The 12,297-nt window shown below is 47.2% G+C and carries 17 protein-coding genes; 16 read left to right on the top strand and 1 reads right to left on the bottom strand.

Features of this window, described 5'->3' with window-relative positions:
* Positions 1-44 precede the first annotated feature (44 nt).
* Positions 45-323: a DUF5316 family protein gene (locus tag NYE62_RS18900; protein WP_061860954.1), complete on the top strand. Its 279-nt coding sequence runs from the start codon at positions 45-47 to the stop codon at positions 321-323.
* Here NYE62_RS18900 and NYE62_RS18895 read toward each other — a convergent pair.
* The gene (locus tag NYE62_RS18895) at positions 310-684 is read right to left on the bottom strand and encodes a UPF0715 family protein (RefSeq protein WP_342497121.1); all 375 of its coding nucleotides are present in this window, start codon (positions 682-684) and stop codon (positions 310-312) included. The two genes, NYE62_RS18900 and NYE62_RS18895, sit on opposite strands and share 14 nt — an antisense overlap.
* 160 nt (positions 685-844) lie before the next feature.
* Here NYE62_RS18895 and spoIIR point away from each other — a divergent pair, with 160 nt between their 5' ends.
* The 15 genes from spoIIR (at position 845) to atpA (ending at position 12,225) form a co-directional block, all read left to right on the top strand.
* Positions 845-1,534: a stage II sporulation protein R gene (gene spoIIR / locus NYE62_RS18890; protein ID WP_251257225.1), complete on the top strand. Its 690-nt coding sequence runs from the start codon at positions 845-847 to the stop codon at positions 1,532-1,534.
* Positions 1,535-1,604: 70 nt separating this feature from the next.
* Positions 1,605-2,048: a hypothetical protein gene (locus NYE62_RS18885; RefSeq protein ID WP_015418419.1), complete on the top strand. Its 444-nt coding sequence runs from the start codon at positions 1,605-1,607 to the stop codon at positions 2,046-2,048.
* Positions 2,049-2,204: 156 nt separating this feature from the next.
* Positions 2,205-3,245 (top strand): L-threonylcarbamoyladenylate synthase, encoded by a 1,041-nt coding sequence (locus NYE62_RS18880; protein WP_007407602.1) that lies wholly within the window; start codon positions 2,205-2,207, stop codon positions 3,243-3,245.
* Positions 3,246-3,313: 68 nt separating this feature from the next.
* Positions 3,314-3,871 (top strand): manganese efflux pump MntP family protein, encoded by a 558-nt coding sequence (locus tag NYE62_RS18875; RefSeq protein WP_015418417.1) that lies wholly within the window; start codon positions 3,314-3,316, stop codon positions 3,869-3,871.
* A gap of 73 nt (positions 3,872-3,944) precedes the next feature.
* A complete protein-coding gene (locus NYE62_RS18870) occupies positions 3,945-4,400 on the top strand; it encodes a low molecular weight protein arginine phosphatase (RefSeq protein WP_003151148.1) in 456 nt (151 codons plus the stop codon).
* Between the two features lie 133 nt (positions 4,401-4,533).
* Positions 4,534-4,983 carry a ribose 5-phosphate isomerase B gene (gene rpiB, locus NYE62_RS18865; RefSeq protein ID WP_003151149.1) on the top strand — a complete coding sequence of 150 codons (450 nt, stop codon included), beginning with the start codon at positions 4,534-4,536 and terminating at the stop codon, positions 4,981-4,983.
* Positions 4,984-4,996: 13 nt separating this feature from the next.
* Positions 4,997-5,539 carry a TIGR01440 family protein gene (locus tag NYE62_RS18860; protein WP_342497120.1) on the top strand — a complete coding sequence of 181 codons (543 nt, stop codon included), beginning with the start codon at positions 4,997-4,999 and terminating at the stop codon, positions 5,537-5,539.
* 147 nt (positions 5,540-5,686) lie between these two features.
* Positions 5,687-6,934 carry a serine hydroxymethyltransferase gene (gene glyA / locus NYE62_RS18855; RefSeq protein WP_033574392.1) on the top strand — a complete coding sequence of 416 codons (1,248 nt, stop codon included), beginning with the start codon at positions 5,687-5,689 and terminating at the stop codon, positions 6,932-6,934.
* A gap of 134 nt (positions 6,935-7,068) precedes the next feature.
* Positions 7,069-7,698, top strand: a complete 630-nt coding sequence (gene upp / locus NYE62_RS18850) for a uracil phosphoribosyltransferase (protein WP_033574393.1) — start codon at positions 7,069-7,071, stop codon at positions 7,696-7,698.
* Between the two features lie 421 nt (positions 7,699-8,119).
* Positions 8,120-8,503, top strand: a complete 384-nt coding sequence (atpI, locus tag NYE62_RS18845) for an ATP synthase subunit I (RefSeq protein ID WP_003151155.1) — start codon at positions 8,120-8,122, stop codon at positions 8,501-8,503.
* A gap of 7 nt (positions 8,504-8,510) precedes the next feature.
* Positions 8,511-9,245 (top strand): F0F1 ATP synthase subunit A, encoded by a 735-nt coding sequence (gene atpB, locus NYE62_RS18840; protein WP_014419099.1) that lies wholly within the window; start codon positions 8,511-8,513, stop codon positions 9,243-9,245.
* Positions 9,246-9,290: 45 nt separating this feature from the next.
* Positions 9,291-9,503, top strand: a complete 213-nt coding sequence (gene atpE / locus NYE62_RS18835) for a F0F1 ATP synthase subunit C (RefSeq protein ID WP_003151167.1) — start codon at positions 9,291-9,293, stop codon at positions 9,501-9,503.
* A 142-nt stretch (positions 9,504-9,645) separates the two neighbouring features.
* On the top strand, positions 9,646-10,158 hold the full coding sequence (gene atpF, locus NYE62_RS18830; RefSeq protein WP_003151168.1) for a F0F1 ATP synthase subunit B: 513 nt from the start codon (positions 9,646-9,648) through the stop codon (positions 10,156-10,158).
* Entirely contained in the window at positions 10,155-10,700 is a 546-nt protein-coding gene (locus NYE62_RS18825; protein ID WP_003151169.1) for a F0F1 ATP synthase subunit delta, read from the top strand. The genes atpF and NYE62_RS18825 overlap by 4 nt, the downstream gene beginning before the upstream one ends.
* Positions 10,701-10,716: 16 nt before the next feature.
* Entirely contained in the window at positions 10,717-12,225 is a 1,509-nt protein-coding gene (gene atpA / locus NYE62_RS18820) for a F0F1 ATP synthase subunit alpha (protein ID WP_003151170.1), read from the top strand.
* The last annotated feature ends 72 nt before the right edge of the window (positions 12,226-12,297 follow it).

The following is a 12,297-nucleotide window of genomic DNA, read 5'->3' as shown; positions in this document are numbered from 1 at the left end:
CGGGCTTTTGTTACAATGGAAAGAAAATGAAAGGGGCATCCGCCTTGAAAAAAGCGTTCGCCTTCGGATGTATACTCGCCGCCGCAGCTTATGCGGCGGGGTTTGTTCTGCCGTTTGGCGTTGATATCATTTTCGGCGCCGTTACGGCTGTTCTTATCGTCACAGCGATCAACGTTTCCGGGTTGGCCGTAAGCGGAGCGGAGCAGCGGGCCAATTATCATTCTGAAACAGAAGAAGGACGGCACGCCCGTTTAAAGATGGCTGCCGTTTTCTTTTGCGCCGCTCTCCCTTCAGCCGGCTGTCTGCTGATTACGCTTCTGTAGCCGGATTTTGTCTTTGCAGCAATACGGAATCCCATACCCAATAGACGACGGCTGTTAAAACCGCAAAGATATAAAAGGCTGAATTAGAAAACAGAGATTGGCCTGACGGCTGCAAAAGACCGAAGATAATCCCGTTTGCAATAAATGACATCCCTAAATAATAAAGAAAATACAGCGGATGAAATCTTTTCGGCTTTTTATTCAGAAAGTATTGAAGCGGCAGCGCAAAAATCAAATAAGGAAACAAAAAATAAAACGCCATCGAAATGAAAGCCGCGATAATGAATTGATGAACATACAAAATAGAATAAATGACAGACATACATGCCGCCGACAGCAGCACGGTGTAATTATATTTCATCTGAAAACCTCCTATCAAAATAATATCGTACCATATTTTGAATCTGTCAATGCAGATTATCAGCTTGCTAGATTTTTTTCTTCCCGCCGGTTTAAACCTTTTCCGTCATGTCCATAATGGGACTAGATAAAAAAAGCACGGAGAGGAACGGTGGGGACCGATGAAACAGACAATGATGATCTGCATATATATTTTTCTTTTATTATCAGGAGCGCTTGCGGGTTTGACAAAAGAAGAAACGGCGCGGGCATCAGCCGATGAGCCCGTCGTCATACCGGATGAAGCGATCCGGCTCAGAATTTTGGCCAACAGTGATAACGATGAGGATCAAAAGCTCAAGCGCCAGATCAGAGATGCTGTAAACAAGCAAATCACGGACTGGGTGAAAGATATCACTTCCATTGAAGAAGCGCGGCGGCTCATTCGTTCGAAGCTTCCTGAAATTAAAGAAATCGCCAAACAGACGATGAAAGAAAAGGGTGCGCATCAATCCGTTTCAGTTCAATTCAATAAAATCTCGTTTCCGACAAAGCTTTACGGCAATATGGTCTATCCGGCCGGAAAATATGAAGCGATTTTAATTACACTCGGCAATGGCGAGGGCGCCAACTGGTGGTGCGTCTTGTTTCCGCCGCTGTGCTTCCTTGATTTCTCAAACGGCGAAGCGGTGAAAGATCAGGAAGACGGCGGACAGAAGCAGGAAGAAACGCAGAAACAGACTAAAAAAGTGCTGGATGACGTAAAAGCAAAGGCTGATAAAGCGAAGAAAGAAAATAAAGAAAATAAAGATGACGATGATACCGAAGTGAAGTTTTTCCTCGTCGATTGGATTTCAGATCTATTTTCCTGAAGTAAAAGGCATAAATCCGGATTCGATTCATAGATTGGAAGAAAGAGTTGATCGAAACGGAGGGAAATATATGTTTTATCAGCTGAGAGTGGCAAGAGATCAAGATACGGAGGCGCTGGAGGCCTTTTTGAAAAAGGCTGATACGGCACATGCGGAAATCGATCAGCAGACCAGCCGGTTTATCGTACTGGAAGACAGCGAAAAAATGATTGCCGCCTGTCTCGGGATCGAAAAATTCAGCGGCGGAAAAGGGCTTCTCCGTTCACTCGTCATGTCGGACAGGCTGAATCAAAGCCATATCGTTACACTGTTTCAAAGTATGGATGTGCTGTGCAAAAAACATGAGATTCAAGATGTCTACTTAGTCGCCAATCAGCCCTCATCTGCTGAGTTTCTGAATGTGATGGGATTTGAAGCGTGCGCCGATGCGCCTGATGAACTGTATACGTCCGAACATTTCCGCAACTCGTTATGCACAGAAGGTTCGTTTTTAATGGTGAAAACCTCTGCCTGATCTAACTTATACACAAGGTTATCCACTTATTAAAAAGTGTTGTCCACAGTTTGTGGATAACACTTGTTTTATTAAAGGACATCTTTTATACTTTCAAAAGGAATACACGAGAGAAAATAAAGTTTTACCGCTTTAAAATAAGGAGTTTGGTTATACATGAAAACAAGAAGATGGTTTGTGGATTGTTCCGCAGAATTATCCACAACCGATCCCCAGATTACACAAGCCGCGGAATTGCTCCGGCAGAATGAGGTTGTGGCTTTTCCGACAGAAACCGTTTACGGACTGGGCGCTAACGCTGAAAATACGGAAGCCGTAACGAAAATATATGAGGCGAAAGGAAGGCCGAGCGATAACCCGCTGATTGTGCATATATCCCATATCAGCCAGCTTGATCGTTTTATCAGCCATATTCCTGAGACGGCGAAAAAGCTGATGAAGCTATTCTGGCCGGGGGCGCTGACCCTTGTTCTGCCGTGTAAGCCCGGTGTGCTGTCACCCCGTGTCACCGCGGGACTTGAGACGGTAGCGGTCAGAATGCCTGATCATCCGGTAGCATTAGCCCTCATCAGCTCGGCCGGACTGCCGATCGCCGCGCCGAGCGCCAATTTATCAGGAAAACCGAGCCCGACGAAGGCCGAGCATGTAGCCCATGATTTAAACGGCCGCATTGCCGGCATTGTGGACGGCGGCGCGACGGGAATCGGAGTGGAATCAACCGTTCTGTCCTGTACGGGGAAACAGCCCGTGCTGCTTCGTCCGGGCGGCGTGACAAAAGAGCAGATTGAATCCGCCGCCGGTCCGGTTCTTGTGGATAAAGGGCTGACCGAAGAAGATGAGGTTCCTATTTCTCCCGGTATGAAATATACACATTACGCGCCTTCTGCGCCGATGGCTATTGCCGACGGCGGCGCCCGGAGAATTCAAGAACTGGCAGACGCATATAAAAGCCGGGGAAAACGAATCGGCATTTTGACAACAGAAGAGAACGCCGATAGTTACCAGGCTGATTATATCAAGGTCTGCGGCAGACGCGCCGACCTTGAAACAGTGGCGTCCGCCTTATACGATGCGCTCCGCAGCTTTGATGAAGCGGAAGTGGACATGATTATTTCTGAGTCCTTTCCGGATACCGGAGTGGGGCTCGCCATTATGAACAGGCTGATGAAAGCCGCAGGCGGCACCGTTATCCATTAACTTGTTCTACCCCTTATCGGACATGCATAAGCTAAACAAGCGGGCACGTCCAAGGGGGTTTTTATTTCATGTCGAATCTATTCATCGGGGAACTTGTCTCCTTAAGCATCATGGCATTTGCTTTGGGGACGGATGCCTTTTCCGTCGGGCTCGGAATGGGAATGATTCAGCTGAAGAAAAAACAGATTTTTCATATAGGGGTTGTCATCGGGCTGTTTCATGTCATGATGCCGCTTGCGGGAATGGCGGCCGGGCATCTGCTGTCCGGTTTTCTGGGGATGCTTGCCGTTTACATCGGCGGATCTCTTCTTTTCATTTTAGGGGTGCAGATGATCATCGCCGCGTTTAAACAATCAGACGGGCCGCTCATATCTCCGGCAGGCTCGGGACTGTTGCTGTTTGCGGTCGGTGTCAGTCTGGACAGCTTTTCTGTCGGGCTCAGTCTCGGGATGAACGGTTCCAACCCGTTTCTGGCCGTTACGCTGTTCGGGGTCTTCAGCACCGTTTTAACATGGGCGGGCCTTTTGGCGGGAAGAAAGGTGCAGTCGTGGCTCGGCTCCTACAGCGAAGCGCTCGGCGGAGCCATTTTGATCGGATTCGGATTGAAACTGCTTTTACCGATATAAGATACGTAAAAAAAGAAACGAAGATGCCGTTTCTTTTTTCTTCATTTATAATAGGCAGTAAGAGGTGACGGACATGAAAATAATCTTTGTATGTACAGGCAATACGTGCCGCAGTCCTATGGCTGAGGCTCTTTTTAAATCCATTGCAGAAACGAAAGGGCTGGACGTCAGCGTAAGTTCGGCCGGCGTATTCGCGTCTCCGCACGGAAAAGCGTCGGCCCATGCCGTAGAAGCGCTGTTTGAAAAACGGATCGCTCTCAATCACAGTTCATCTCCCTTATCGGAAGAACATATCGAGACGGCTGATCTGGTGCTGGCGATGACGGAACAGCACAAACAGCTGATTGAAGGCCGATATCAAAACAGTCAGGGCAAAGTCTTTACCATTAAAGAATACGTAACGGGGGAAAACGGCGATATCTCTGACCCGTTCGGCGGTCCGCTTGATGTTTATAAACAGACGCGGGACGAACTGGAGGAGCTGCTGACCCTTTTGGCTGATCAATTGCTTGACGGAAAAAGCAAGTAATCTGTCAGAAAATCTGCAAACAGGTCATTTGCAAAACGAATGTGAAAGAGTAGAATGAAATCAACGGATTTCGTAATAAAAAGGACAAGCACACTGGGCTGTCTTCGCCCAGCCACACCTAGGAGGTAAATGAATGAAAGTAGCTATTGCGTCAGATCACGGCGGCGTCCATATCCGCGAAGAAATAAAAAGTCTTTTGGATGAATTGCAGATTGAATACATTGATATGGGCTGTGAATGCGGCGCCGGCTCTGTCGATTATTCAGACTACGCTTTTCCGGTAGCGGAAAAAGTGGTGAACGGCGAAGCTGACAGGGGAATTTTAATTTGCGGCACAGGCATCGGCATGAGCATCTCCGCAAATAAGGTAAAGGGCATACGCTGTGCGCTTGCCCATGACACCTTCAGCGCAAAAGCGACGCGTGAACACAATGACACGAATGTTCTTGCGATGGGCGAACGCGTCATCGGCCCGGGGCTGGCGCGCGAAATCGCAAAAGTCTGGCTGACGACTGAATTTACGGGCGGCCGCCACGAACGGCGGATCGGCAAAATCGCAGATTACGAAGAAAAAAATCTGTAAGAGGTGCTGGACAATGGAAGAGATGAAGCAAAAATGGACGGACATGCTGACTGAGTTTCAAGGGCAGGCAGGACTGACGGACGGCAGTCTGCTGGTGATCGGGTGCAGTACAAGTGAAGCCGCCGGAAGCCGGATCGGCACCGCCGGAAGCGGGGATTGGGCTGAATTGATATACGGCGGACTTAACCGGTTTAAGGAAAAAACGGGTGTGCATCTTGCTTTTCAATGCTGCGAGCATTTAAACAGGGCGCTTGTCATTGAAGCGGAAACGGCAAAGCGGTTCAGGCTCCCCATTGTTTCAGCCGTCCCCGTCCCGAAAGCGGGCGGAGCAATGGCCTCTTATGCATACCGGCAGATGCGTTCTCCCGTGCTCGCCGAATCGATTCAGGCTGATGCCGGGATTGACATCGGCGATACGTTCATCGGCATGCATCTGAAACCCGTTGCCGTCCCTGTCCGGATATCAAGCCGTGAGCTTGGAGAAGCACATGTGACGATGGCCCGGACAAGGCCGAAGCTGATAGGCGGAATTCGCGCCGTTTATGAATACGAATGATGAAAGTGCTTTTCCTGTATAATGTTCGTGTTTTCTAATTAAATTTTGTGATTTTTTTAAATAAGCTGTTACATTCACCTGAAAAACCATGTACAATAAGGGTGGTAAAAATAAAGAACAGGAAACGGATAGGAGAGGATCTCGCTGATGAAACATTTACCTGTACAAGACAAACAAGTGTTTAACGCCATCAAAGATGAGCGTAAGCGTCAACAGACTAAGATCGAATTAATTGCTTCTGAAAACTTCGTGACGGAAGCGGTAATGGAAGCACAAGGCTCTGTTTTAACAAACAAATATGCTGAAGGCTACCCCGGCAAACGCTACTACGGCGGCTGTGAGCATGTTGATGTCGTTGAGGACATCGCCCGCGACCGCGCGAAAGAGATTTTCGGAGCTGAGCATGTAAACGTTCAGCCGCACTCAGGCGCTCAGGCGAACATGGCTGTTTACTTCACGATTTTAGAGCACGGCGACACGGTGCTCGGGATGAACCTCTCCCACGGCGGCCACTTAACACACGGAAGCCCGGTTAATTTCAGCGGCGTTCAATACAACTTTGTAGAATACGGTGTCGATAAAGACACGCAATATATAGATTATGAAGATGTGCGTGAAAAAGCGCTGGCGCATAAGCCGAAACTCATCGTTGCCGGAGCGAGCGCGTACCCCCGCACGATCGACTTTAAAAAATTCCGCGAAATCGCTGATGAAGTCGGCGCTTACTTCATGGTAGACATGGCGCATATCGCGGGTCTTGTCGCAGCCGGTCTTCATCCGAATCCGGTTCCTTACGCTGACTTTGTAACGACAACGACTCACAAAACACTTCGCGGCCCCCGCGGAGGAATGATCCTTTGCCGTGAAGAGTTCGGCAAAAAGATTGATAAATCCATTTTCCCGGGAATCCAAGGCGGACCGCTTATGCATGTCATCGCGGCCAAAGCCGTTTCTTTCGGAGAAGTGCTTGAAGATGATTTCAAAACGTATGCGCAAAACGTCATCTCGAACGCGAAGCGCCTGGCTGAGTCTCTGAACAAAGAGGGCATTCAGCTCGTATCAGGCGGAACGGATAACCACCTTGTGCTTGTCGACCTCCGTTCTCTCGGACTGACCGGAAAAGTCGCTGAACACGTTCTTGATGAAATCGGCATTACATCTAATAAAAACGCGATCCCTTACGATCCGGAAAAACCGTTCGTCACAAGCGGAATCCGTCTCGGTACGGCAGCTGTGACAAGCCGCGGCTTTGACGGTGACGCGCTTGAAGAAGTCGGCGCCATCATCGGCCTCGCGCTGAAACATCATGAAGACGAAGCAAAACTTGAAGAAGCGAGACAGCGCGTATCTGTCTTGACTGAAAAGTTTCCTTTATATAAAGAACTGGACTATTAATAAGGAAGAAACCCGCCGGAACCTTAATCCGGCGGGTTTTTTTATGATTTTCTTGAAACTGTTTGTCTTTTTCTGTAGAATCAATAGAAGTGTGAAAAAGTCACTCGGACAACAAAAAAGGAGCTGAACACAGTATGGGAAAGGTTTACGTATTTGATCATCCTTTAATCCAGCATAAGCTGACATATATTCGGAATGAAAATACAGGCACAAAGGATTTCAGAGACCTTGTGGACGAAGTCGCGTCTCTGATGGCGTTTGAAATTACACGTGATCTTCCTCTTAAAGAAGTGGAAGTGAAAACACCTGTTCAAACAGCGACATCCAAAGTGATTTCAGGGAAGAAACTCGGTATCGTGCCGATCCTGAGAGCGGGTCTCGGAATGGTTGACGGCATGCTGAAATTAATCCCGGCCGCTAAAGTGGGACATGTCGGATTATACCGTGATCCGGAAACCTTAAAACCGGTGGAATACTATGTCAAGCTTCCTTCTGATATAGAAGAACGCGAATTTATTGTCGTGGATCCGATGCTTGCTACGGGGGGTTCTGCGGTGGAAGCGATAAACAGCCTGAAAAAGCGCGGCGCGAGAAACATTCGTTTTATGTGTCTTGTAGCGGCTCCGGAAGGCGTGGAAGAACTGCAGAAACACCATTCTGACGTTGATATTTACATCGCCGCCCTTGATGAAAAACTGAATGAAAAAGGCTATATCGTTCCGGGCCTCGGTGACGCGGGTGACCGACTGTACGGAACCAAATAAATCGGAAAACCTCATTCAGGGGTTTTCTTTTTTTATCCAGATATTTGCTGAATGGGCAGAGTTCATACATTTATAGGTGAAATTGTGAACATTCTGTGTATGCTCCCGGTATAAAAAGTTTTTTAACTTTAAACAGATTGACACATGTTAGGGGCTATTGTATGCTAAACGAGGGTATTATGAGAAGGTTTTCATTCCTTTCATTTCTAGTATCCATCCTCATTTTAAATCCTCCAAAAAAACCCGTTATATGAGGATTTATCTAAGCGAATGAAACAGCATCCCGTGGCATCAGGAGGATGAGTGGTTTTTTCGAACAGGCCGTTTTGCGGGACAAAAAAAGGCCTTCTGCAAAGGGTTAACCGCATGTTTTGCCGTATCCAGGAATTATATTACATTTTCATCAGGAGACAGATAGTTGATGGACGATCCCAATCTTACATTCAGCAGACAACGGAGATATGTATTTGTGATCTTAGCAATCTATTTGCTGGGATATGGTCTTACGGCGTATAAAACTGTTTTTCTAGGCCTCTTTTTGGGAACTGTTTTCAGTTTGTTTAATTTGTGGCTCTTGACCAGAAGAATGAATGCTTTTGACAAGGCCGTGGCGAAAGGAAAGTCCATACGATCACTCGGGAGCGCAGCGCGTTGGTGCAATGCGATACTTGCGATGGCTGTCGCCTTTAAATATCCCGATAAAGTCAGTGTGGCAAGTGTGATTATTGGATTAATGACAATTTATCCCGTCATTATGATAGATTCCATTATTCAGCTCAAACGTTCATCAATGGAAGAGAGGTGAAAACCCATTGAATCACGATTACAGAACTATTGATTTGTTTGGTCTTACTTTTAATCTGACAAACATTCTGATGATTACTGTGGCAAGTGTGATTGTGCTGCTGATTGCGATTCTCACTACGAGAACGCTGTCCATCCGTCCGGGAAAAGCCCAGAACTTCATGGAATGGATTGTTGATTTTGTCCGCAATATTATAGGCAGTACAATGGATTTAAAAACAGGGGCTAACTTCTTGGCGCTTGGTGTAACCTTGCTGATGTACATATTTGTATCAAATATGCTGGGGCTGCCGTTTTCTGTAACGGTCGGACACGAGCTTTGGTGGAAATCACCGACGGCCGATCCGGCTATTACTCTGACTCTAGCCGTTATGGTTGTGTCGTTAACGCACTATTACGGCGTGAAGATGAAAGGTTTGAAGGAATACTCTAAGGATTACCTCAGACCGGTTCCGCTTATGTTCCCGATGAAGATCATTGAGGAGTTTGCGAATACGCTGACACTCGGACTTCGTCTTTACGGTAACATTTTCGCCGGGGAAATTCTTCTTGGCCTGCTTGCGAATCTGGCGACGAATTTCTACTCAAACAGCTTCTTTCTCGGTTTGGTCGGCACAGTCGGAGCCATTCTTCCGATGCTTGCATGGCAGGCGTTCAGCTTGTTCATCGGTACCATCCAGGCATTTATCTTTACGATGCTGACGATGGTGTACATGTCACACAAAATCAGTCATGATCATTAAAATCATATATCCATTCGGATAACATTTTAAAGGAGGAACTTTTTCATGAATTTAATAGCAGCTGCAATTGCAATCGGTTTAGGTGCACTTGGTGCAGGTATTGGTAACGGTCTGATCGTTTCACGTACGGTAGAGGGAATCGCCCGTCAGCCGGAAGCAGGAAAAGAACTTAGAACTCTTATGTTCATGGGTATCGCATTGGTTGAGGCCCTTCCGATTATCGCTGTCGTTATCGCGTTCTTAGCGTTCTTTGGCTAAGCAAAAAAGCCTTATATGAACTAAAAATGGCGAAGATCACTCTAAGAGAACCTTCGCCATTGCTTTATGTCTGATAAGCACGCCGTCCCGAAACGGCTTTTTATCAGCAGAGAAAACCTGCAGAAGGGAGTTGCCGTAGTAGATGTCTCAATTACCTCTTGAATTAGGACTGTCGTTTAACGGCGGAGATATCCTATTCCAATTGTTAGCTATGTTAGTTTTATTAGCGCTTCTCAAGAAATTCGCTCTTGGACCGCTATTAAATATAATGAAACAGCGTGAAGATCATATCGCCGGCGAAATTACGTCCGCTGAAGAAAGAAATAAAGAAGCGCAGAAGCTGATTGAAGAGCAGCGCGTTCTTTTAAAAGAAGCGAAACAGGAATCACAATCACTCATTGAAAATGCGAAAAAACTGGGTGAAAAGCAGAAGGAAGACATTATCCAGGCTGCACGCGCCGAGTCTGAAAGATTGAAAGAAGCGGCGAGAACCGAAATTGTCAAAGAAAAAGAACAAGCGGTTTCCGCACTTCGCGAGCAAGTCGCATCACTTTCTGTCTTAATCGCATCGAAAGTGATTGAAAAAGAGCTTGATGAACAAGCCCAGGAACAACTGATTCAGGACTATCTTAAAGAGGTAGGAGAAAGCCGATGAGTGGATCTGCTGTCTCTAAACGATACGCGTCAGCGCTTTTCGACATTGCCGTTGAGACTTCTCAAATCAATGAAATCGAAGAAGAGCTTACCGTACTAAAAGAAGTGTTCCGGAACGAAGCCGGATTACAGGAAGTGTTAAGCCATCCGAAGGTATCGGCCGCTAAGAAAAAAGAGCTGATTCAGCAATCGTTCGGCGCACTGTCTGAGTCTGTGCTGCATACGATTTTTCTTCTGATTGACCGCCGCCGGTCTTCGATTGTGCCTGATCTCACAGACGAGTTTATCAAACTTGCCAATCAGGCTCGTCAGACAGAGGACGCGGTTGTTTATTCAGTAAAACCGCTGTCAGAAGCGGAAATGTTATCATTGTCTCAAGTGTTTGCAAAAAAAGCCGGAATCGCTTCGCTCAGAATCAGAAATGAAGTGCAGACGGATTTAATAGGCGGCATTAAAGTCCGCATTGGAAACCGGATTTATGACGGAAGCGTAAGCGGAAAGCTTGAGCGCATGGAACGTCAACTTGCCGGAGGAAATCGATAGAAGGGGTGAAACCTAAGTGAGCATCAAAGCTGAAGAGATTAGCACGCTGATAAAGCAGCAAATTCAAAATTACCAATCTGAAATTGAAGTTCATGACGTAGGTACAGTCATCCAAGTCGGAGACGGTATTGCGCGTGTGCACGGCCTTGACAATTGTATGGCCGGTGAACTTGTTGAGTTTTCAAACGGCGTTTTGGGTATGGCTCAAAACCTTGAAGAATCCAACGTAGGTATCGTTATCTTAGGACCTTACAGAGATATCCGTGAAGGTGATGAGGTCAAAAGAACGGGCCGCATCATGGAAGTTCCTGTAGGTGAAGAATTAATCGGACGTATCGTCAACCCGCTCGGACAGCCGGTAGACGGACTGGGTCCGATTCTGACAAGCAAAACACGTCCGATCGAAAGCCAGGCTCCAGGCGTAATGGACCGTAAATCGGTACATGAGCCGCTGCAAACGGGTATCAAAGCGATCGACGCGTTAATTCCGATCGGCCGCGGACAGCGTGAGCTGATTATCGGTGACCGTCAGACAGGTAAAACATCTGTTGCGATTGATACAATCTTAAACCAAAAAGATCAAGACATGATCTGTGTGTACGTAGCGATCGGCCAGAAAGAATCTACAGTGCGCGGCGTAGTGGAAACACTTCGTAAGCATGGCGCGCTTGATTACACGATTGTCGTGACGGCGTCCGCTTCACAGCCGGCTCCGCTTCTGTACCTTGCACCGTATGCAGGGGTGACAATGGGTGAAGAATTCATGTACAACGGCAAGCACGTTCTCGTCGTATATGATGATTTATCCAAACAAGCGGCCGCTTACCGTGAGCTGTCATTGCTTCTTCGCCGTCCGCCGGGCCGTGAAGCATTCCCTGGGGATGTATTCTATCTTCACTCCCGTCTGCTTGAGCGCGCAGCCAAGCTGAGTGACGCAAAAGGTGCAGGATCAATTACGGCGCTGCCGTTCGTCGAAACACAAGCAGGAGATATCTCCGCTTATATCCCGACAAACGTCATTTCCATTACTGACGGACAGATTTTCCTTCAATCCGACCTATTCTTCTCAGGCGTGCGTCCTGCGATCAATGCCGGATTATCCGTTTCCCGTGTCGGCGGATCAGCCCAAATCAAAGCGATGAAAAAGGTAGCGGGAACATTGCGTCTTGACCTGGCTTCATACCGTGAACTTGAAGCGTTCGCCCAATTCGGATCTGATCTTGACCAGGCGACTCAGGCGAAACTGAACCGCGGTGCGCGTACAGTTGAAGTGCTGAAGCAAGACTTGAATAAACCGCTTCCGGTTGAAAAACAGGTAGCCATTCTTTATGCGCTGACAAAAGGATATCTTGATGATATTCCGGTTGCGGATATCAGACGTTTTGAAGAAGAGTACTACATGTACCTTGATCAAAACCATAAAGATCTGCTTGACGGCATTGCGAAAACAGGAAACCTTCCTGCTGATGAAGACTTCAAAGCTGCAATCGAAGGCTTCAAACGCACATTTGCACCAAGCAACTAACCCTTAGAAGATGAGAGAAAAAGGTTCTCTTTTTCTCTCTTTTTACGCAAATGAAGAATAAAGGTGGTGAAA

Origin of the sequence: Bacillus sp. FSL K6-2861, from assembly GCF_038630725.1 — a bacterium.
Classification (GTDB): domain Bacteria; phylum Bacillota; class Bacilli; order Bacillales; family Bacillaceae; genus Bacillus; species Bacillus velezensis.
The sequence above is the reverse complement of the archived record's forward strand: the minus strand, read 5'-3'. Positions and strand labels throughout refer to the sequence as shown.

Coding starts and splice junctions, on each gene's coding strand:
- atpE (WP_003151167.1), top strand. CDS start 9,291: ATGAATTTAATAGCAGCTGCAATTGCAATCGGTTTAGGTGCACTTGGT.
- atpI (WP_003151155.1), top strand. CDS start 8,120: ATGGACGATCCCAATCTTACATTCAGCAGACAACGGAGATATGTATTT.
- NYE62_RS18860 (WP_342497120.1), top strand. CDS start 4,997: ATGGAAGAGATGAAGCAAAAATGGACGGACATGCTGACTGAGTTTCAA.
- NYE62_RS18825 (WP_003151169.1), top strand. CDS start 10,155: ATGAGTGGATCTGCTGTCTCTAAACGATACGCGTCAGCGCTTTTCGAC.
- atpF (WP_003151168.1), top strand. CDS start 9,646: ATGTCTCAATTACCTCTTGAATTAGGACTGTCGTTTAACGGCGGAGAT.
- NYE62_RS18880 (WP_007407602.1), top strand. CDS start 2,205: ATGAAAACAAGAAGATGGTTTGTGGATTGTTCCGCAGAATTATCCACA.
- NYE62_RS18895 (WP_342497121.1), bottom strand. CDS start 684: ATGAAATATAATTACACCGTGCTGCTGTCGGCGGCATGTATGTCTGTC.
- rpiB (WP_003151149.1), top strand. CDS start 4,534: ATGAAAGTAGCTATTGCGTCAGATCACGGCGGCGTCCATATCCGCGAA.
- NYE62_RS18875 (WP_015418417.1), top strand. CDS start 3,314: ATGTCGAATCTATTCATCGGGGAACTTGTCTCCTTAAGCATCATGGCA.
- NYE62_RS18870 (WP_003151148.1), top strand. CDS start 3,945: ATGAAAATAATCTTTGTATGTACAGGCAATACGTGCCGCAGTCCTATG.
- NYE62_RS18885 (WP_015418419.1), top strand. CDS start 1,605: ATGTTTTATCAGCTGAGAGTGGCAAGAGATCAAGATACGGAGGCGCTG.
- spoIIR (WP_251257225.1), top strand. CDS start 845: ATGAAACAGACAATGATGATCTGCATATATATTTTTCTTTTATTATCA.
- glyA (WP_033574392.1), top strand. CDS start 5,687: ATGAAACATTTACCTGTACAAGACAAACAAGTGTTTAACGCCATCAAA.
- upp (WP_033574393.1), top strand. CDS start 7,069: ATGGGAAAGGTTTACGTATTTGATCATCCTTTAATCCAGCATAAGCTG.